This is a genomic window from Pseudomonas sp. P7759 (assembly GCF_013386445.1).
Taxonomy (GTDB): domain Bacteria; phylum Pseudomonadota; class Gammaproteobacteria; order Pseudomonadales; family Pseudomonadaceae; genus Aquipseudomonas; species Aquipseudomonas azotoformans_A.
The window spans coordinates 36,575-56,729 of the sequence record NZ_JACART010000048.1 but is presented as its reverse complement, the minus strand read 5'-3'; the positions used below and the strand labels follow the sequence as shown (position 1 = coordinate 56,729).

At 61.0% G+C, this 20,155-nt stretch carries 19 protein-coding genes; 9 read left to right on the top strand and 10 right to left on the bottom strand.

From position 1 onward, the window contains the following. Positions 1-12 precede the first annotated feature (12 nt). The gene (locus HX823_RS26600) at positions 13-477 is read right to left on the bottom strand and encodes a CopD family protein (RefSeq protein WP_010212384.1); all 465 of its coding nucleotides are present in this window, start codon (positions 475-477) and stop codon (positions 13-15) included. A 99-nt stretch (positions 478-576) separates the two neighbouring features. Between HX823_RS26600 and dinG the strand changes: the two genes are divergently transcribed. The 6 genes from dinG to HX823_RS26570 all read left to right on the top strand — a co-directional run bounded on the left by dinG (position 577) and on the right by HX823_RS26570 (position 9,034). Beyond that, entirely contained in the window at positions 577-2,721 is a 2,145-nt protein-coding gene (gene dinG, locus HX823_RS26595) for an ATP-dependent DNA helicase DinG (protein WP_038849724.1), read from the top strand. Between the two features lie 89 nt (positions 2,722-2,810). Continuing rightward, positions 2,811-5,108, top strand: a complete 2,298-nt coding sequence (locus HX823_RS26590; RefSeq protein ID WP_177077496.1) for a beta-galactosidase — start codon at positions 2,811-2,813, stop codon at positions 5,106-5,108. An 82-nt stretch (positions 5,109-5,190) separates the two neighbouring features. Next, positions 5,191-6,336, top strand: a complete 1,146-nt coding sequence (locus HX823_RS26585; RefSeq protein WP_038849834.1) for an EstA family serine hydrolase — start codon at positions 5,191-5,193, stop codon at positions 6,334-6,336. Between the two features lie 143 nt (positions 6,337-6,479). Continuing rightward, the gene (locus HX823_RS26580) at positions 6,480-7,625 is read left to right on the top strand and encodes an OmpA family protein (protein ID WP_080642430.1); all 1,146 of its coding nucleotides are present in this window, start codon (positions 6,480-6,482) and stop codon (positions 7,623-7,625) included. A gap of 27 nt (positions 7,626-7,652) precedes the next feature. Continuing rightward, the gene (gene pdxH, locus HX823_RS26575; RefSeq protein WP_177077494.1) at positions 7,653-8,300 is read left to right on the top strand and encodes a pyridoxamine 5'-phosphate oxidase; all 648 of its coding nucleotides are present in this window, start codon (positions 7,653-7,655) and stop codon (positions 8,298-8,300) included. 269 nt (positions 8,301-8,569) lie between these two features. Next, positions 8,570-9,034 (top strand): glycine zipper 2TM domain-containing protein, encoded by a 465-nt coding sequence (locus HX823_RS26570; RefSeq protein WP_003189251.1) that lies wholly within the window; start codon positions 8,570-8,572, stop codon positions 9,032-9,034. Positions 9,035-9,737: 703 nt separating this feature from the next. Here the strand turns inward: HX823_RS26570 and nhaA are convergent. Then, entirely contained in the window at positions 9,738-10,925 is a 1,188-nt protein-coding gene (gene nhaA / locus HX823_RS26565; RefSeq protein WP_016975057.1) for a Na+/H+ antiporter NhaA, read from the bottom strand. A 216-nt stretch (positions 10,926-11,141) separates the two neighbouring features. On the opposite strand from nhaA, the gene HX823_RS26560 reads away from it, so the two are divergent. Further along, a complete protein-coding gene (locus tag HX823_RS26560; RefSeq protein WP_038849734.1) occupies positions 11,142-12,236 on the top strand; it encodes a PLP-dependent cysteine synthase family protein in 1,095 nt (364 codons plus the stop codon). A 43-nt stretch (positions 12,237-12,279) separates the two neighbouring features. On the opposite strand, the gene HX823_RS26555 is transcribed toward HX823_RS26560, so the two are convergent. Together HX823_RS26555 and HX823_RS26550 are read right to left on the bottom strand one after the other, a co-directional pair. Beyond that, positions 12,280-13,893 carry an NAD(P)/FAD-dependent oxidoreductase gene (locus HX823_RS26555; protein WP_177077492.1) on the bottom strand — a complete coding sequence of 538 codons (1,614 nt, stop codon included), beginning with the start codon at positions 13,891-13,893 and terminating at the stop codon, positions 12,280-12,282. 106 nt (positions 13,894-13,999) lie between these two features. Further along, complete coding sequence (locus HX823_RS26550) at positions 14,000-14,671, bottom strand: COG3650 family protein (protein WP_038849737.1); 672 nt, start codon at positions 14,669-14,671, stop codon at positions 14,000-14,002. A gap of 182 nt (positions 14,672-14,853) precedes the next feature. On the opposite strand from HX823_RS26550, the gene HX823_RS26545 reads away from it, so the two are divergent. Further along, positions 14,854-15,234, top strand: a complete 381-nt coding sequence (locus HX823_RS26545; protein WP_177077490.1) for a hypothetical protein — start codon at positions 14,854-14,856, stop codon at positions 15,232-15,234. Here HX823_RS26545 and HX823_RS26540 read toward each other — a convergent pair. After that, positions 15,219-15,818, bottom strand: coding sequence for a short chain dehydrogenase (locus HX823_RS26540; RefSeq protein ID WP_177077488.1), 600 nt, complete (start codon positions 15,816-15,818; stop codon positions 15,219-15,221). The two genes, HX823_RS26545 and HX823_RS26540, sit on opposite strands and share 16 nt — an antisense overlap. 104 nt (positions 15,819-15,922) lie before the next feature. Here HX823_RS26540 and HX823_RS26535 point away from each other — a divergent pair, with 104 nt between their 5' ends. After that, entirely contained in the window at positions 15,923-16,831 is a 909-nt protein-coding gene (locus HX823_RS26535) for a LysR family transcriptional regulator (RefSeq protein WP_177077486.1), read from the top strand. On the opposite strand, the gene HX823_RS26530 is transcribed toward HX823_RS26535, so the two are convergent. From HX823_RS26530 to HX823_RS26510, 5 genes are all read right to left on the bottom strand, one after another. Next, positions 16,828-17,313, bottom strand: coding sequence for a DoxX family protein (locus HX823_RS26530; protein WP_038849743.1), 486 nt, complete (start codon positions 17,311-17,313; stop codon positions 16,828-16,830). The genes HX823_RS26535 and HX823_RS26530 overlap by 4 nt on opposite strands. Next, on the bottom strand, positions 17,310-18,086 hold the full coding sequence (locus HX823_RS26525) for a DNA-binding domain-containing protein (protein WP_177077484.1): 777 nt from the start codon (positions 18,084-18,086) through the stop codon (positions 17,310-17,312). The genes HX823_RS26530 and HX823_RS26525 overlap by 4 nt, the downstream gene beginning before the upstream one ends. Next, entirely contained in the window at positions 18,083-18,961 is an 879-nt protein-coding gene (locus HX823_RS26520) for a DUF692 domain-containing protein (RefSeq protein ID WP_177077482.1), read from the bottom strand. Before HX823_RS26520 ends, HX823_RS26525 begins: the two co-directional genes overlap by 4 nt. Before the next feature lie 23 nt (positions 18,962-18,984). Continuing rightward, positions 18,985-19,281, bottom strand: coding sequence for a DUF2282 domain-containing protein (locus tag HX823_RS26515; RefSeq protein WP_012722651.1), 297 nt, complete (start codon positions 19,279-19,281; stop codon positions 18,985-18,987). A gap of 171 nt (positions 19,282-19,452) precedes the next feature. Beyond that, positions 19,453-20,154, bottom strand: coding sequence for an ABC transporter ATP-binding protein (locus tag HX823_RS26510; protein WP_010212366.1), 702 nt, complete (start codon positions 20,152-20,154; stop codon positions 19,453-19,455). Between the last annotated feature and the right edge of the window lies 1 nt (position 20,155).

Below are 20,155 nucleotides of genomic sequence, written 5' to 3'. Positions count from 1 at the left end.
CAAGCCCGCTCACTACAACATGGGTCGAGCCGAAGCAATCGCCACCACCACCAACCCCACGATCAAATTGATCCCCACCAACCGGCGGATCTGCCCCAGCACCGCAGCCCCCGCCGGCCAGTCCTCGGCCGCCACCGCCGTACGCAATTCCGGGAATTTCAACGCCTGGATACGGATAAACAACGCCGTCATCACCAGGTACAACCCCATCATCACCTGCACATAACGCGGCGCTGTCTCAAAGCCGTTGAAGCGCAACTGCAGCAGGCCTATGCCGCTGATCGGCAAAATCGCCACCGCGACCCACACCCACACGAAAAAACGTTGAAACACATTCGCCCACAACCTGAGCCGGGCAGGGCCCTCAAGTGCCGCCACAGCGGCGGGGCGCAGGATCATCCAGGCGAAAAACATACCGCCGACCCATACCAGGGCGGCCAATACATGCAGGGTGTAAGCGAGGCTAAACGCGGTCATTGTGGTACTCCGTTCTGCGCGGGATTCATTAGCGGGGTATGATAGCCGCCGATCCGAACCACTGAAAATTTATCCAGCGTTTTTTGCGCCCGACTATCCATGATCAGCACTGAACTCAAAACCACGATCCAGGGCGCCTATTCGCGTTTTCTCGAAGCCAAGAGCTTGAAACCGCGCTACGGCCAACGCCTGATGATCGCCGAAGTGGCCAAGGTCCTCGGGGATATCGACACCGACGACGAAGGCCGCCGCGAGGGTGAGCCCGCGGTCGTGGCCGTCGAGGCCGGCACCGGTACCGGCAAGACCGTGGCCTACAGCCTGGCCGCGATCCCCACCGCCAAGGCCGCCGGCAAGCGCCTGGTGATCGCCACCGCCACCGTCGCCCTGCAGGAGCAGATCGTCTACAAAGACCTGCCCGACCTGATGCGCAACAGCGGCTTGAACTTCACCTTCGCCCTGGCCAAGGGCCGTGGCCGCTACATGTGCCTGTCCAAGCTCGACGTACTGCTACAGGAAGGCCACGCGCAAACCGCCACCGCGTCACTGTTCGAAGAAGAAGGCTTCAAGATCGAGGTGGATGAAGTCAGCCAGAAGCTGTTCACCAGCATGATCGAGAAACTCGCCGGCAATAAATGGGACGGCGACCGCGATAGCTGGCCCACCGCCCTGGAGGATGCCGACTGGGCGCGCCTGACCACCGACCACAGCCAGTGCACCAACCGTCATTGCCCCAATTTCGGCCAGTGCGCTTTCTACAAGGCCCGCGAAGGCATGGGCAAGGTTGATGTGATCGTCACCAACCACGACATGGTCCTGGCCGACCTGGCCCTGGGCGGCGGCGCCGTGCTGCCGGACCCGCGTGACACCCTCTACGTTTTCGACGAAGGCCATCACCTTCCCGACAAGGCCATCGGCCACTTTGCCCACTACACGCGCCTGCGTTCCACTGCCGACTGGCTGGAAACCACCGCGAAGAACCTCACCAAGTTGCTGGCCCAGCACCCGCTGCCCGGCGATCTGGGCAAGCTGATCGAACAGGTGCCGGAGCTGGCGCGGGAGATCAAGACCCAGCAGCAATTCATGTTCAGCGCCTGCGAGCAGGTGGCGGACTTCAAACCCGGTGAAGACGTCGAGGGCCGCGAGCGGCCGCGTCATCGGTTCGTCGGCGGTTTGATTCCCGAGCACATGCGCGAAATGGGCATTGAGCTGAAGAAGGGTTTCTCACGCCTGACCGATCTGTTCACCCGCCTCACCGACCTGCTCAAAGAGGGCATGGACGGCGAGGTCAATATCGGCATCGCCAGCAACCAGGCCGAGGAATGGTACCCACTGTTCGGCAGCCTGTTGTCCCGCTCCCAGGGCAACTGGGAGTTGTGGACGGCCTTCACCGTTGAAGACCCGGAAGACAACCCGCCGATGGCGCGTTGGCTGACCCTGTCGGAAAGCGGTGCGCTGTTCGACATCGAGGTCAACGCCAGCCCGATCCTGGCGGCGGAAATGCTGCGCCGCAACCTATGGAACGTGGCTTACGGCTGCCTGGTTACCTCGGCCACGCTGACCGCCCTGGGCACCTTCGACCGCTTCCGCATGCGCGCCGGCCTGCCGAAAAAGGCCGTCACTGCGGTGGTGCCGAGCCCGTTTCATCATGCCGATGCCGGCGTGTTGCGGGTGCCGGACCTCAAGGCCGACCCACGGGATGCGGCGGCTCACACCGCCGCAATCATCCGTGACCTGCCGGAACTGGTAGAAGGTTCACGCGGAACGCTGGTGCTGTTCTCGTCGCGCAAACAGATGCAGGACGTGTTCGACGGCCTCGACCGTGACTGGCGCAAGCAGGTGTTTATCCAGGGCAACCTGTCCAAGCAGGAAACCCTGAACAAACACAAGGCGCGGGTAGATGGCGGTGATTCCAGCGTGCTGTTCGGCCTGGCGAGCTTTGCCGAAGGGGTGGACTTGCCCGGCGCCTACTGTGAGCACGTGGTGATCGCCAAGATCCCGTTCTCGGTACCGGATGATCCGGTCGAGGCGGCCTTGGCCGAATGGATCGAAGCACGGGGCGGTAACCCGTTCATGGAAATCTCGGTGCCGGATGCTTCCTTGAAGCTGGTCCAGGCCTGCGGTCGCTTGCTGCGTACCGAAGAAGACCGAGGCACCATCACCTTGCTCGACCGCCGTTTGGTCACCCAGCGCTATGGCAAGGCTATCCTTAATGCGTTGCCGCCGTTCAGGCGCGAAATTTCTTAAGCCACCGTGGGCGGATTCGCCCACTTCGTGGTCTATCTCACTGTATTTCATCAGGCCATTCATCGGCCGTCTGGGAGAACCTTGCTCGTATGATTCGCACGCTGCCCGCTCTTTTTGCCCTGCTGTTCGCCGCGCCCTTGCTGGCGGCGCCCGCCGGGCAACAGACCCTGTTCAATTTCGTCCGGCCTGCCGATGTGGTCAAGGTGGCGACCCAGGACGCCAGCCTGCCGCAGTACAACGCTGAACAGACCCCCGAAGGCGAAGTGCTACGCCGCATCACCTTCAACCCGGCTGCCGAACCCAGCCTGGTGCTCAGCCCACAGACGGGCGCCTGGGACTGGTCTCAGTCGGGGGCCATGAGCCTGCGCATCCAGAGTGCGATGGATTGGGCGCTGACGCTCTACGCGAAAGTGCAGAGCAGTGATGGCCGCACTCTGATCAGCCGCATCGACCTGCCGGCGGGCCCGGCGCAGACCCTGCTGGTGCCGTTGCAGGCCAACTCGCCGCTGAGCCAGGGCATGAAGGCCGGCCCGCCGATGCCGATCACCGTAGACGGCCAGCGCGTCTTGCTGGCCAGCAGCGCGGGTGAAATCGACCGTAGCCAGGTGGTTTCGGTGACGTTGTCGATGATCAAGCCCAACGCCGCCCAAAGCATCCTGCTGGAACGCTTTGGCGTGCAGGACAGCGAGCCGGTGTTGAAGGCCGCCTACAGCGAATTGGTGGATGCCTATGGTCAATCCACCCGTGCCCGCTGGCCGGAAAAGGTCAGCAGCGACGAACAGCTCAAGGCTGCCGCCGCCAAGGAGCAACAGCAGCTCCAGGGCTGGCTGGCCACGCGAGAGAAATTGTCACTGGATAAGTTCGGCGGTTGGAACAAAGGCCCGGCCTTCGACGCCAGCGGCTTTTTCCGCACCGAGAAGCGCGACGGGCGTTGGTACCTGGTGACGCCGGAGGGGCATCCGTTCTATTCGCTGGGCGTCAATACCGTGGCCCCGGACAACAACCAGACCTACGTGTCCGGCCGAGAATGGATGTTCGCGGCGCTGCCCAAGGCTGGCGAACCGTTCGACAAGTATTACGGCAGCGGCGACAACCGCACCGGCAACGGCGCAGGTGAAGGCCGCAGCTTTGGCGCCGGGCGCTGGTACGACTTCTACGGCGCCAACCTGCAACGCACCTACGGCGGTGACGGGTTTGACCAGAAGCGCTGGACCACTCACACCCTCGACCGCCTGCAAGCCTGGGGTTTCAACACTGTGGGCAACTGGAGCGACGACGATCTCGCCCGTGCCGATCGCGTACCCTACACCTTGCCGCTGTCGATCGTCGGCGACTACACCAGCATCAGCACCGGCACCGACTGGTGGGGCGGCATGCCCGACCCGTTCGACCCGCGTTTCGCCATGGCCACCGAGCGCGCCGTCGCTATCGCCGCCCGCGATCACCGTGACGATCCGTGGTTGATCGGCTTCTTTGCCGACAACGAGTTGGCCTGGGCCGGCCCAGGTGATGATCCCAAGTCCCGTTATGCCTTGGCCTACGGCACTTTACGCATGACCACCGACGTTCCGGCCAAGCGCGCGTTCCTCAAGCAACTGCGTGACAAGTACCGTAACGAAGAGGGCCTGTCGAAAGCCTGGGGCATTGAATTGAAGGGCTGGGAGTTGATGGAAGACCCAGGCTTCGAACCGCCGATGCCCAACCCTGAGCACCCGGAGATCGAAGCGGACTTCAAATACTTCCAGAAGACCTTTGCCGATGCTTACTTCAAGACCATTTCCGACTCGCTGAAATGGCATGCGCCCAACCAGCTGCTGCTGGGCGGTCGTTTCGCCGTGAGCACGCCGGAAGCCGTGGCGTCCTGCGCTCAGTATTGCGATGTGCTGAGCTTCAACATGTACACCCTCAAGCCGCAGGACGGTTATGACTTCGCTGCCCTGCGTGCGCTGGATAAGCCGGTGCTGATCACCGAATTCAACTTCGGCTCGGCTGACCGTGGCCCGTTCTGGGGCGGTGTGACGCAGTTGGCCAAGGAAGAGGACCGCGGTGTGGCGTACGGCAACTTCCTCAAGCAGGCCATGGCTGAACCGTCGATTGTCGGCGTGCACTGGTTCCAATACCTGGATCAGCCGGCAACCGGGCGTCTGCTGGACGGCGAAAATGGCCACTTTGGCCTGGTGGGCATCACCGATGTGCCGTTCCAGGGTTTTGTCGACAGCGTGCGCAAAAGCAATCTGGCAGCGGTCGATCAACTGGGCAAGGAAGCGGAAAAGGCCAAGGCGGCGGGCGCCGTGCGTGAAAGCGAAGGCGGCAGGGCCGGGCACGAAGGCAAAGGCCCGGGGCAGGGCGCCGGGCATGCGGGCGGGCACTCAGGGAATGGTCATTGATTGAGGGCTGACGGGTTCACAAAACCCACCAGTACTGGAACAATGTCGGCCACTTTTTGCTGTGTTGTCCGAGGGTGTTCAGGTGCAGATCCAGGGTCATTACGAACTCCAGTTCGAAGCGGTACGGGAAGCCTTTGCCGCGTTGTTCGATGACCCGCAGGAGCGTGGTGCCGGGCTGTGTATCCAGATAGGCGGCGAAACCGTTGTCGACCTGTGGGCCGGCACCGCCGACAAGGACGGTGCCGAGGCCTGGCACAGTGACACCATCGTCAACCTGTTCTCCTGCACCAAGACCTTCACCGCCGTGACAGCCCTGCAATTGGTGGCCGAAGGCAAGTTGCAACTGGACGTACCCGTTGCCAACTACTGGCCGGAATTTGCGGCAGCGGGCAAAGAATCCATCACCCTGCGCCAGTTGCTCTGCCACCAGGCCGGGTTGCCGGCAATCCGCGAAATGCTGCCGACCGAGGCTTTGTACGACTGGCAACTGATGGTCGATACCTTGGCGGCCGAAGCCCCGTGGTGGACGCCCGGCCAAGGTCATGGCTACGAGGCGATCACCTACGGCTGGCTGGTGGGTGAATTGCTGCGTCGCGTCGATGGGCGTGGCCCGGGAGAATCCATCGTGGCGCGGGTTGCGCGGCCACTGGGGCTGGACTTCCATGTGGGCCTGGCGGATGAAGAGTTTTATCGCGTGGCACATATAGCGCGTAGCAAAGGCAATATGGGCGATGAAGCCGCACAACGTTTGCTGCAAGTAATGATGCGTGAACCCACGGCCATGACGACCCGTGCATTTGCCAATCCGCCGTCTATTCTGACCAGCACTAACAAACCTGAATGGCGCCGTATGCAGCAGCCAGCGGCAAATGGTCACGGTAATGCACGCAGCCTGGCGGGCTTTTATAGCGGCTTATTGGACGGTAGTTTGCTCGAAGCCGACATGCTCGAACAATTGACCCGTGAACACAGTATTGGGCCGGATAAAACATTATTGACCCAGACTCGTTTTGGCCTGGGTTGCATGTTGGACCAACCGCAGTTGCCCAATGCCACGTTCGGCCTTGGCCCGCGTGCGTTCGGGCATCCCGGCGCAGGCGGCTCGGTCGGGTTTGCCGACCCTGAGCATGATGTAGCGTTTGGTTTCGTGACTAATACATTGGGCCCTTATGTACTTATGGACCCACGGGCACAGAAGTTGGTCGGAATATTGGCCGGTTGTCTGTAAACCCCTTGCTGTTTCACATTTTTTTGTTACAAAGGCAACTATAAGAAGGCGCTGAACGAAATGATGTAACTTTAATGTTCTCTAAGCGTCTGTTTAACGGGTCATCCAGACCCCCGTTTCTTTTCTCATTTTGTGGATATCTCATGTTATCGAACAAGTCCTTGGCACTGGCGCTATGCCTCACTATTACCGGCTGCGCACAAACTCCACAAAATGATGCCGAGGGCGGGCATTGGTGGTCATTTGGATCTGATAAGGCTGCCACCAAGGATGCAGTGACCCAAACCGATGCCAAGCCAGACGCTAAACCGGACGCCAAGCCCGCTGCCGGCGCCAAGCCTGCCGCCCCGGTAGTCGCCGCTGCCGCGCCCGCTCCAGCTGCCAAGGCTGACACCGGTTCCAGCTGGTGGCCGTTCTCTTCCAAGACTGCCGACGAAAAAGCCGCCGATGCCAAGGCCGACCTGAAAGCCGACCTCAAGGCCGCCGAGCCGGCGCCTGCCGTCGCCAAGACCGACAGCGAAACCCACTGGTGGTGGCCGTTCGAAAGCAAGCCCAAGCCACTGGCCAAGGTCGACGTGACCAACGTGCCGATGCCTGATCCAAAAATCACCCAGGCCTGGTTGGACGACTATGAGCCGCGCCTGCGCGCCGCCATCAAGGACAGCAACCTGCAACTGGAGCGTCGCGACAACGTACTCGTCGTGATTGCCCCGGTAGACGGCTCCTACAACCCGAAACGCCCGGCCATGCTTCTGCCGGTCACCCTCGGTCCGTTCACCCGTGTTGCCAAGGCTGTAGAAGCCGATCCCAAGACCGCCGTGCTGGTACTGGGCCACGTCGACGCAACGGGCACTGCCCCAGCCAGCCAGGCGCTGACCAAGGAACGTGCACAATCCATCGCGTCGATCTTCAGCCTCAGCGGCCTGAAGCAGGATCGTCTGATGCTGCGTGGCATGGGCGACCTGATGCCACGTGCCGCCAACGACAGCAACCAGGGCCGTGCCCTGAACCGTCGTATGGAAATCATGTTCACTCAGCGCACCACCATGCTGGCGCTGTTGAGCAAATACCAGTCGGGCAAGACCCCGCCTGTCGCCGAGATGGTTGCAGTGCAGGACGTTCCAGCACCTGCCCCAGCGGCCAAGGCTGCAGCTAAAAAGGCGCCAGCCGCCAAGAAAGCCGCCGCCAAGCCAGCCGCCAAAAAAGCTCCGGCCAAGCCAGCTGCCAAAAAGCCAGCGCCGGCCAAAGCCAAGGCCGCTGCACCGGCCAACGACCAGGCGAAAAACTGATCCGCTGAACCAGAAGGATAAAGCCGCATGACCGAGGCACTGGCCGATATGCGCCGTGACTACACACGGGATGGTTTGAGTGAGGCCCAGGCCCCGAGCGAGCCGTTTGCCTTGTTCCACCAGTGGTTTGCTGATGCGGTGAAAACCGAGCAGCCTCCGGTGGAAGCCAATGCCATGACCTTGGCCACGGTCGACCAGGACGGTCGCCCACACTGTCGCATCCTGCTGCTCAAGGGCCTGGACGCGCAGGGCTTTACCTTCTTCACCAACTATCAGAGTGCCAAGGGCCAACAGCTCGCGGCGCGGCCGTTTGCGGCCATGACCTTCTTTTGGCCGACCCTGGAGCGCCAAGTGCGTATCGAGGGGCGGGTAGTCAAGGTCACGGCTGAAGAGTCGGACGCTTATTATCAGGTCCGCCCGCTCGGCAGCCGCCTGGGCGCCTGGGCGTCCCCGCAGAGCCAGGTCATTCGTGACCGCGAGGAACTGCACGACCTGCTCAAGGCCACCGAGCAGCGTTTCAGCGACACCCAGCCCGACTGCCCCGAGCATTGGGGTGGCTATCGATTGCTGCCGGAGCGCATCGAGTTCTGGCAAGGTCGCGCCAGTCGCCTGCATGACCGCCTGAACTATCGCCAGCAAGGGGCTGATTGGACGCGCGAGCGACTGGCGCCCTGAGCTGCACCTTTCGTCACTTCCCTTGAATGCAGACCGTCACCCCGAAGTCTCTATTACAGAGACTTCGGGCGTGCACTGCCGCGCCGAGTTCTCGGCGACCGTTGCGACTACAATCAATGTAATGCTCGAAGGTTGAATTACCGTTCGTCGATTTTTCTGGTGCGGGTAGTCTGTACTCAGGCTGAATGAAAGCAATTTTCTGCGGTGCTTGCCGTGACAGGCGGCAAGCTGCAGCGTTTAATGACCACCTGTCCTTTGGAGTTGATGCTATGCGTAAGTCCGTTTTACTGGTTGCCTGCTTTACCACCCTGTCGTTGCTGCTGGGTGGCTGCGCCTCGAGTCTGACCGGCGACTCGTACTCCCGTGACGAAGCGCGTCGTGTACAGACCGTGCGCATGGGCACCATCGAATCCCTGCGTCCGGTGAAGATCGAAGGCACCAAGACCCCAATTGGCGGCGCTGCCGGCGCAGTCATCGGCGGCGTTGGCGGCAGCGCCATCGGCGGTGGCCGTGGCAGCATCGTGACCGCCGTGATCGGCGCTGTTGCTGGCGGCCTGTTGGGTTCGGCCACCGAAGAAGGCCTGACCCGTACTCAAGGTGTGGAAATCACCGTCCGCGAAGACGACGGCAGCATGCGCGCCTACGTGCAGGCTGTGCAGGAGAATGAAATCTTCCGCATTGGTGACCGCGTGCGCATCATGACCGTTGATGGCACCAGCCGCGTTACTCGCTAAGCGCGGGTTGTAGAAACACAAAACCCCAACCGGGTGACTGGTTGGGGTTTTTGGTTTTCTGGGCGGGCATTTTTAGGTGGCGGCCGGGTTGAATGCAAAAACGCAGGCAATAAAAAGCCGCCTTAGTAGGGCGGTTTTTTATTGCATATCCAACTAGCAGCTGGGGATGCGACTCAAAGATGCATTGACCTGCAGCCCGATATTACCCCTTGTCATACTGTCATGCAAGGTTGGGAGATAGACCACGAGCGCAGCAAAAACTTGCAATAGATCTCACAAGAGTACTGGATATTTGATCACTGTTCGTCACACCTTCATTTGGGATATCCGTTAGGCTCTTCCCTGTTCTACGTTTGTTGCTTTTAGGTGAGCCGGGTACGCGCGCGAATTCTTGGACTGACCGCCACGGGCTAGTAATCCGTGCCGGATTCACGCGGAAGGCCCATCAACCCGGCCGCCTCAAAGATGCATTGACCTGCATCCAAAGGCCACGTGTTCCGGTAAGTGTGCTGGAGGTAGGCCCAACGTAAGGGGGCCGAGTATGTCGAAGTTTGCACGACGTATGTGGAACCTCGTAGTGAACTGCCTGCGTGCTTATCACGTATGGAAGTTCCTGCAAGACAGCTTCGATGACCTGTAAGGTCTGAGAAGTGGAGCCGCCTCGGTCAGTCCGAGGCGGCTTTTTGGTTTGCGGCCTGTCAGTTCAACCCTGAAGTGTGGCCTTCTTACGACTCGCCATCGCCGTCACCGCATAACCAATACACGCTGCCAGAATCGATCCGGTCAAAATCCCCATTCGGTCCTCACCTGCAAACTCACTGGCACCCGGCACAAACGCGAGCGAACCAACAAACAGGCTCATGGTAAAGCCGATCCCACAGAGGATCGCCACACCAAACACCTGCCCCCAATTCGCCCCGCTGGGCAGCGCGGCAAGGCCGGTCTTGATAGCCAGCCAGGTGAGGCCAAACACACCGACGGTCTTGCCGATCAACAAACCGGCGGCAATGCCCATGGGCACGTGGTGGGTGAAGCTTTCCAGGCTGACGCCGGTCAGGGATACGCCGGCGTTGGCGAAGGCAAACAACGGCAAGATGCCGTAGGCCACCCACGGGTGCAGGGCGTGTTCCAGCGTGAGCAGCGGCGAGGGCTCGGCGTTCTTGGTACGCATGGGGATGCAGAAGGCCAATGTCACACCGGCCAGCGTTGCATGCACGCCGCTCTTGAGTACGCAGACCCACAGGATCAGCCCAATGATCAGGTAAGGCCCGAGCTTGATGACGCCCAGGCGGTTCATCGCAATCAAGGCAACCAAGCACGCACCCGCGCCAGCAAGGGCAGCGCCGGACAGGTCGGCGGAGTAGAACACCGCAATCACAATGATCGCGCCCAGGTCGTCAATGATCGCCAGGGTCATCAGGAACAGCTTCAGCGACACCGGCACGCGCTTGCCGAGCAAGGCCAGCACGCCGAGGGCGAAGGCGATGTCGGTGGCCATGGGGATCGCCCAGCCGGAGAGTGCGGCGGGGTAATCCTTGTTGATCGCCCAGTAGATCAGCGCCGGCACGACCATGCCGCCGATAGCTGCCGCGCCGGGCAGCACCACTTGCGAGGGCTTGGACAGGTGGCCGTCGAGCAGTTCACGCTTGACCTCCAGGCCGATCAGCAGGAAGAACAGGGCCATCAGGCCGTCGTTGATCCACAGCAAGGCCGGCTTGGCGATTTTCAACGCGCCGATCTGTGCCACCACCGGTACGTCGAGAAACGCAGCGTACAGGTGCGACAAAGGTGAATTGTTGATGATCAACGCTAGGGCGGCAGCCGCGATCAACAACAGACCGCTGGCGGCTTCCAGCTGGAAGAAACGGGTAAAAGTGCTACGCAGAGGCAAGGGATGCTCTCCAATCCAGATTCAATAGGTGGGTACCCTAACCCGTACCGTTAGTTGTTAAAACAAAAGTTATATTCTTATTTGTTATAAGCAGCTGTTTGGCATGACGTTGCGTCTAAGCCTAGCAATTGTGTGTCCGATTGAGTCGGTACTGTATCTGTGTGACACGTAGGAAACCCCCTAAAATCAGGGCTTACACCTTTAGAGAAACTCTCCATGAGTGACCACCGTCCCTGGGCCCGCGAAGCCATTCGCATCATTGAAGCCGACTTCCAGCGCAGCGCCGACACGCACCTGATTCCTTTACCGCTGCCGGGGTTGCCGGGTATCGAGTTGTACTTCAAGGACGAGTCCAGCCACCCCACCGGCAGTCTCAAACACCGACTTGCCCGCTCGCTGTTTCTGTACGCGCTGTGCAATGGTTGGCTCAAGCCGGGCGCGCCAGTGATCGAGGCCTCCAGCGGTTCGACGGCAATTTCCGAAGCCTACTTCGCGCGTTTGCTCGGTTTGCCGTTTATTGCGGTGATGCCGGCCACCACTTCCCAGGAAAAGATCGCGCAGATTGCTTTCTACGGCGGCAAGAGCCACTTGGTACAGGATCCCACGCAGATCTACGCCGAATCCGAACGCCTGGCGCGGGAAAGTGGCGGTCACTTCATGGACCAGTTCACCTACGCCGAACGCGCCACCGACTGGCGGGCGAACAACAATATCGCCGAGTCGATCTTCCAGCAGATGCGCTTCGAGCAGCATCCGGAACCGAGCTGGTTGATCTCCAGCCCCGGCACTGGCGGCACCACCGCGACCCTTGGTCGTTATGTGCGTTATCGCCAGCACAGCACACGCGTGTTGTGCGCCGATGCCGAGCGATCGGTGTTCTTTGATTTCTACCAGAGTGGCGATGCGAGCTTGCGCCTGGACTGTGGTTCGCGCATCGAAGGCATTGGTCGGCCACGGGTCGAGGCGTCGTTTCTGCCCAAGGTGATCGATGCGATGGTCAAGGTGCCGGATGCGCTGTCGCTGGCGGCCATGCACTATCTGGCCGAGCGCTTGGGACGGCGGGTCGGTGGTTCCAGCGGGACCAACCTGGTCGGCGCTCTGGTGGCGGCGCAGCAAATGAAATCGGCGGGGGAGTCGGGTTCGATTGTGGCGATCTTGTGTGATGGCGGGGAGCGGTATGCCACGACTTACTACGATCAGGCCTGGCTCAACGCCCAGGGCTATGAATTGGCTGGGTTGATTGCGGCCGTTGCGGCCAGTGTCGAGCGGGGCGAGCCGTTGCCGGACAGCATCCTGCGCGCCAACATTTAATCGTGTAGGAGCCCGGCGAACCGGGCTCCTACAAGGGCATGTGTCAGGCTTCGATACCCAGCATATCCCGCGCCAACGCCTCGGCAATCCGAATCCCATCCACGCCTGCCGACAGAATCCCACCGGCATAACCGGCGCCTTCCCCGGCAGGGAACAGGCCTTTCACGTTCAGGCTCTGCATCGATTCGTTACGGGTGATCCGCAGCGGCGACGAAGTGCGTGTCTCAATACCCGTCAACACCGCGTCGTGCAGCGAGTAACCCTTGATCTGCTTTTCGAACGCCGGCAGGGCTTCACGGATCGCTTCGATGGCGAAGTCCGGCAAAGCCAGCGCCAAATCGCCCAGGGATACGCCCGGTTTGTAGGACGGTTCCACACTGCCGATCGCCGTCGACGGCTTGCCGGCGATGAAGTCACCCACCAGTTGTGCTGGCGCCTCGTAGTTGCTACCGCCGAGGACGTAGGCGTGGGACTCCAGGCGCTCCTGCAACTCGATACCCGCCAGCGGGCCACCCGGATAATCCACCTCAGGGGTGATGCCGACCACGATGCCGGAGTTGGCATTGCGCTCGTTACGCGAGTACTGGCTCATGCCGTTGGTGACGACACGGCCTGGTTCGGAAGTCGCTGCGACCACGGTGCCGCCTGGGCACATGCAGAAGCTGTAGACCGAGCGGCCGTTCTTGGCGTGGTGCACCAGCTTGTAGTCGGCGGCGCCGAGTTTCGGGTGGCCGGCGTATTTGCCCAGTCGCGCGGCGTCGATCAAGGATTGCGGGTGTTCGATACGGAAACCCACCGAGAACGGCTTGGCTTCCATGTACACACCACGGCCATGGAGCATGCGGAAGGTGTCGCGGGCGCTGTGGCCCAGCGCCAGGATCACGTGCTTGGACAGGATCTGCTCGCCGCCATCGACGACGACGCCGTTCAACTGGCCATCTTCGATCAGTACGTCGGTCACGCGCTGTTCGAAGCGCACTTCACCGCCGAGGGCGATGATCTGCTCGCGCATGTTCTCTACCACGCCGGTCAGGCGGAACGTACCGATATGTGGCTTGCTGACGTAGAGGATCTCTTCCGGTGCACCGGCCTTGACGAACTCGTGCAGGACTTTGCGGCCGTGGAACTTCGGGTCCTTGATCTGGCTGTACAGCTTGCCGTCGGAAAAGGTCCCGGCGCCCCCTTCACCGAACTGCACGTTGGACTCGGGGTTGAGCACGCTTTTGCGCCACAGGCCCCAGGTGTCCTTGGTGCGCTGGCGCACTTCCTTGCCGCGCTCAAGGATGATCGGCTTGAAGCCCATCTGCGCCAATAACAAGCCGGCGAAGATGCCGCACGGGCCGAAACCGACCACGATTGGACGCTCCGTCAGGCCTTCCGGCGCCTGGCCCACGACTTTGTAGCTGACATCCGGCGCCGGGTTGACGTTGCGGTCATCGGCGAACTTGAGCAGCAGGGCGGCTTCGCCCTTCACGTTCAAGTCGATGGTGTAGATGAAGCACAGCTCCGAGGATTTCTTGCGGGCGTCGTAGCTACGCTTGAACAGGGTGAAATCGAGCAAGTCATCACTGGCGATGCCCAGGCGCTGCACGATGGCGGGCCGTAGGTCTTCTTCGGGATGGTCGATGGGCAGCTTGAGTTCGGTGATTCGTAACATGACAGGATCCGGTAGGCGGCGGGCTCGGAGGCCGGCTGTTTTGCAAACCGGCGATTATAAGCCCCAATGGCGGTTTCCCGTCATGTTAAAACAGCACGGCGTGGCGTCAGTCGTCGCGCGAACCGCCGAACGACGCACAACCGCGCTGCACCTGGCCGTTGACGCGCAGTTCGGCGGTCATGTGTTGCAGGCTGCCGCTGACCGGGTCGACGCAACGTTGCGGGGCTACCCATAACTCCACGTGCTGGTTGTTGGCCTCGGTCATCAGGTTGAAACGGCCGTCACCGATTTGTTCTTCTACATAAGGCACCGCCAGTGGCGGCTGGCCTTCGCGTTCCAGCACCAGGCCCTTGGCGGTGACGTTCATCACCCAGGTCGGCTTGTGGCCGTTGGCGCGCAGGATCATGCGTTTGAAGTCGGGGTCGTTGCAGGCCGAGGTCGACCGCTCGACGCGGTAGAGTTGTTGCAGGTCGACGCTGCCCTGGGTGCCACTGGCAACCCCGGAGAACTTACCGCGCAGGTCGGCAAACAACGCGCCTTGCTCGCCAGCAAGGGAGGCGGCCTCCTGCAGGATGCTGGTGCCGCCGGTGTCGTTGACCACGTAATTGCGTTTGTCGCTGCAGGGCTGGAACAGCAGTTTGCCGCCGACTGCCGTGAGTTCGCCCTGCATGCGGGTCAGTCCGGCGATAGAAGGCTTGGCCGGATCGTTATCGAACATCTGGCAGGCGCCAAACAGGGGAAACAAGGCAAGTAGAGCGAGGGTATGGGCGGCACGCATGGTCGGGTCTCCAGACAAGTGCCGTCACGTTACGCAGGCCTGCGCTGCATCACAAGTCCGGGACAGGGTTTGAGCCGCCTGCCCCGCAATGATGGGAAACGGCGCGTTGTTGTTTGAAACTTTTCCTACACTCAGGTTCGGAGAGTTGTGAGAGGGTCGACCTCTTTTGACCGGAGGTCGCCATGAATATCAAATGGAGCATCTGCCTGCTGCTGCTGTGGGCAAATACTGGCTTTTCGGACGAGCCCGCCCGGCTTTCTTACTCGTCAGCCACTGACTTCACGGATATTTCGATGACGCTCAAGCGTGCTGGAAAGTCCGATTCGGCTTATGTCGACGTGGATGTCTCGCTGAGCCCAGAGGCGAAGGCAAGGACACAATCCATTACGCTGCTGGCCTACCAAAAGTACGTAACACTCTATGTAGACGGTTACCCATTAAGCACGTCCAAGGTTCAAAGCCAGCTGGGCGGGGCGTTCAGGTTTTCCGCCCCGCGTGCGCTGGTGGTTGAATGGATGTCTCGGTTCTCACGTGAGGCGGTGGCCGCTCAACCCACGATGTAGGTCTGACCGGTTTGCAAGCCCTCGACGCTTTTTGCGTAGGCCAGTGCCACGTCGACACCTGTCGCCGGTTTGAACCCGCGGAAGTACGGCGCGTAGCTGCCCATCGCCTCCAGCAGGACAGTCGGGCTCACCGAGTTGACGCGCAGCCCGCGCGGCAACTCGATTGCCGCGGCTTTGACGAAGGCATCGAGTGCGCCGTTGACCAGTGCCGCGGAGGCGCCAGTGCGGATTGGATCGCGGTTCAGAATGCCACTGGTGAAGGTGAATGAGGCGCCATCGTTGGCGTACTCGCGGCCGATCAACAGCAGGTTGACCTGGCCCATCAGCTTGTCGCGCAGGCCCAGTTCGAAATCGCTTTCGCTCATCTCACCCAGCGCCACAAAGTTCACGCTGCCTGCCGCACAGACCAGGGCATCGAACTTGCCGGTCTGTTCGAACAGCTTGCGGATCGACGCGCTGTCGCTGATATCCACTTGGAAGTCACCGCTGTTGCGGCCGATGCTGATCACGTCGTGACGCTGAGCCAGCTCTGCCTTGACCGCAGAACCAACCGTGCCGCTGGCACCAATCAATAGGATTTTCATCGTGCTGTTCCTCCAAGGGGTAAGTGAGGATTCAGTCTAGTGTGGCTTTTTGGGCGGATAAACGTGCTAATAGGCAACCTTTGGTTTTCAAATGGAAACAATCCATGAGCGAGATGGATGATCTGGCGGCCTTCGCTGTGCTGATCGAAGCCGGTAGCTTTACCGTGGCCGCCGAGCAACTGGGCTGCAGCAAAGGGCAGTTGTCCAAGCGGATCAGCCAGTTGGAAGCGCGGTTTTCCGTGGTGCTGCTGCACCGCACCACGCGCAAGCTCAGCCTGACGGCGGCCGGCGCAGCGTTGCTGCCCCAGGCCCAGGCATTGGTGGTGCAGGTGGATCGGGCCCGGCAGGCATTGGCCCGGCTTAAGGACGACCTGGCCGGACCGGTGCGCATGACAGTGCCGGTGTCGTTGGGGGAAACATTCTTCGACGGCTTGTTGCTGGAGTTTTCCAAAGAGTACCCGCAAGTGCAGATCGAGCTGGAGCTCAACAACAGCTACCGGGATCTGGCGCGGGACGGCTTTGACCTCGGCGTGCGCTCAGGTGCCATCGAGAACGAGCGCCTGGTGGCCAAACCATTGCTGGCCTGGCATGAGATGACCTGCGCCAGCCCGGCCTACCTCGAGCAGCACGGCGAGCCGCAGACCCCGGCCGACCTGGCAACCCACACCTGCCTGCTCAACAGCCATTACAGCGGGCGGGAAGAGTGGCTGTACCACCAGCAGCACGAATTGCTGCGGGTGCGGGTCAGCGGCACATTCGCCTCCAACCATTACAACCTGTTGAAAAAGGCCGCGCTGGTGGGCGCCGGTATCGCACGGCTGCCGTCCTATGTGCTGCCTGCAGAATTGGCTGACGGCCGCTTGCGTTGGCTCCTGCGCGATTATCAGACGCGGAGCCTGCCGATGTACCTGGTGCATCCTTATCAGGGCGGTTTGCCGCGTCGCACCCAGGTGCTGGCCGATTACCTGGTGGATTGGTTCAAGCGCAGCGGCGAGGCGCTGGATCGGCTCTAAGCGCAGCGACGGGCGATCAGGTGATCGATGGACAGACGCCCCGGCCCTTTGGCCACCAGCAGCAACAGCAGCGCAATCCAGGTGCCATGGGTTGGGTAGGCGTCCGGGTAGACGAACAGCTGAATCACCAGAGTCATGCCGATCAGGGCCAAGGCCGAGAAGCGCGTGGCGAACCCCACCAGGATCAACACTGGGAAAAAATGTTCGGCAAATGCGGCCATGTGCGCTGCGATTTCCGGCGACAACAGCGGCACGTGGTATTCGCTGCGAAACAGCGGCAATGTCGAAGCCGCCAGTTTCGGTGCACCTAGTTGGAAGGTGCCGCTGATCAAATCAATCGCGAAGCCTTCGACTTTGGTTTGCCCGGATTTCCAGAACACGGCTGCAATGGAGAAGCGTGCGAGAAAGGCGATCAGGCTGTAGGGAATCTGTTCGAAAAGCGCGATAACCCGATTGATCAGGCACGATGGACGAGTATTCATGGCGATACCTTTGGTTCTGGTTGCAAATGGGTGATTGCGTTGTGGCTGATCAACAGCGTCAGGCATTGGTGCAAATCGAACTCGGTGGACGTTTCAAGCGCCTGCTCCACGGCTTTTTCCAAGGGCGTGCCATGGGCCAGGCTGTCGATAAACGCGACTGAGCCGTGGTCGATAGCAAACACCTGAACCTCCAGGCCCTGACGCATGACCAGCGCACCCTGGGCGTGCCAGGGATTCAACGTGGCCAGGCCACCTTCGGTCTGGTGCGCGGCCCACACGGCCACCACCGCATAGGCTGAATTCAACGTGGCCAGGGAGGGGTGCAGTTGCAGGCGCAATTTCCCCAGACCTGCCTGGCCTTGCAGTGCCAGGAGAACCGTCTGCTGGTCCAGCGGCTGGGTATCCGCGGCGTGATAGGCACGCACACGCAAGCGTTCCAGGCGCGCGACATCCGCCAGGTAGGGCACGCTGGCGGCAGGCTCGAAATCCTGGATAAACGCCGCGAACGCACTGCCGTACTCGCTGATCAACGGGCTGGTGGGTGGGCAAACCTGTACAAACAGGCCAGCCATTGCTCGGAAGAACTCATCGCCCACCAGTTGCAATGTCACGGGATATGCGGTCGCCAGTGCGTTGATCAATGAGCTGTGCACATTATTGCGATACACCACGAAGCGGCTGGCGGGGTCGGCGCCATTGGTGCTGAACAGGCCATCGGGGCAGGCCAGGTCCGGCGCCAATAAGGCCTCGGCGAAATCGTCGTGCAGGCTCATGCTTTCACCTTCGACAGATGCCATTCGGCTTGTTGAGCCTCGGCCAGCAGTACGCTGAACGCTGGCACCTGGTTGTCCCGCTCGATCAAAGTCGCCACTGAGCCGACCTGTGTTAGTACCTTTTCGTACAGCTGCCACACGGCGTTATCAATCGGTGCGCCGTGATCATCGATCAGCAGGCGATCACCAAGGCTGTCAGTGTCTTCGGCAAAACCGGCCAGATGAATCTCGCCCACCGCGTGCAATGGCAACGCGTCGAGGTAGGCAAGTGGATCGCGCTGGTGGTTGATGCACGACACATAGACGTTGTTTACATCCAGCAGCAAACCACAGCCAGTGCGGCGGATGACTTCGCTGATGAAGTCCGTCTCGTCCAGGGTTGAGCGCCGGAATTGCAGGTAGGTCGACGGGTTCTCCAGCAGCATCGCGCGCTTGAGGGTGCTTTGCACCTGGTCAACGTGTTCGCACACCCGTTGCAGGGTCGCGCTGTCGTAGGCCAGGGGCAGCAGGTCATTGAGAAACACCGGGCCGTGACTTGACCAGGCCAGGTGTTCGGAAAAAGAGTGGGGTTGATAGCGTTCGATCAGCGCGGCCAACCGTGCCAGGTGCTCACGGTCCAGCGGGCCTTCGCCGCCGATGGACAGGCCCACGCCGTGCAAGGACAGCGGGTACTGCTCGTGGATCAACCCCAGGTAATGATGAAACGGGCCGCCGGCCACCATGTAGTTTTCGGCATGCACTTCAAAAAAACCGATGTCGGGCGAGGTCTCCAGCACTTCAAGGAAATGCTCATGCTTGAGCCCCAGCCCGGCCCGGCGGGGAAGGCCGGGCGCCTGAGCCTGGGAGACGGCTTGCAGGGATGAAAGGGTCATCATCAGTACTCAGGTTTTACGAGGTTTCAGGACTTGGCGGTGAAGGCTGCTTCCTGGCCGAAACCGGTTGGCGAGGTGGAGCTTGGGGTCTTGAGGCAGGTGCCGGCTGGGACCAGTTTCCAAGCGTTGGCTTGATCCTTGGTTTTCGAGGTGCCAGCGCAGGAAGTGCCTGCACCCGCGGCGCAATCGTTCTTGCCGGCTTCAGCGACGCCGAAGCATTTCTGCATGTCGTCGGCGGCATGGGCGGTGGTGGTCAGGGCGGACAGGCTCAGTGCGGAACCGAGGGCCAGAACGAGGGTGGCGGCGGACAGTTTGGTCGTCATGGTGTATCTCCAGCAGTGGGTTGAGGTGGCAGGCTTACATGCCTGCTTACACCTCTAGAGACGGTACGGAGAAAATCGTTACAAGCGTGTAGGGAAAATCTTTTATTTTTCCCAAAAAAATGAGGAGCTGGTTTCCCAGCTCCTCTGATGGCTTTCATCAAGGGCCTTTTATCAGCCGCCCAGATACGCCTCGCGCACCTTCGGATCGGTCAGCAACTGCTCGCCCGTCCCCTGCATCACTACCCGGCCGTTTTCCAGCACATAGGCACGGTCAGCGATTTTCAGCGCCTGGTTGGCGTTCTGCTCCACCAGGAACACTGTCACACCGTCCTTGCGCAGCTGTTCGATGATGTCGAAGATCTGCTGGATGATGATCGGTGCCAGGCCCAGTGAAGGTTCGTCCAACAGCAACAGCTTGGGTTTGCTCATCAGCGCGCGGCCGATGGCGAGCATCTGCTGCTCGCCGCCGGACATGGTGCCGCCGCGCTGGCTGAAGCGCTCCTTGAGCCGAGGGAACAGGTGCAGCACCTTGTCCATCTGCTCCTGGTAATCGCCCTTGTCGGTGAAGAACCCGCCCATGGCCAGGTTCTCTTCCACGGTCAGGCGCGAGAACACGCGACGGCCTTCGGGCACCACCGCAATGCTCTTGCGCATGATCTGCGACGACTGCTGACCCACCAGTTCTTCACCCATGTAGCGGATGCTGCCACTGTGGGCCTGGGGCGAACCGCACAGGGTCATCAACAGGGTCGATTTGCCGGCACCGTTGGCGCCGATCAGCGTGACGATCTCACCCTGACGCACTTCGACGTTGACGCTGTGCAGGGCCTGGATCTTGCCGTAGAAAGTGGAAACGTTTTCGAATTGCAGCATT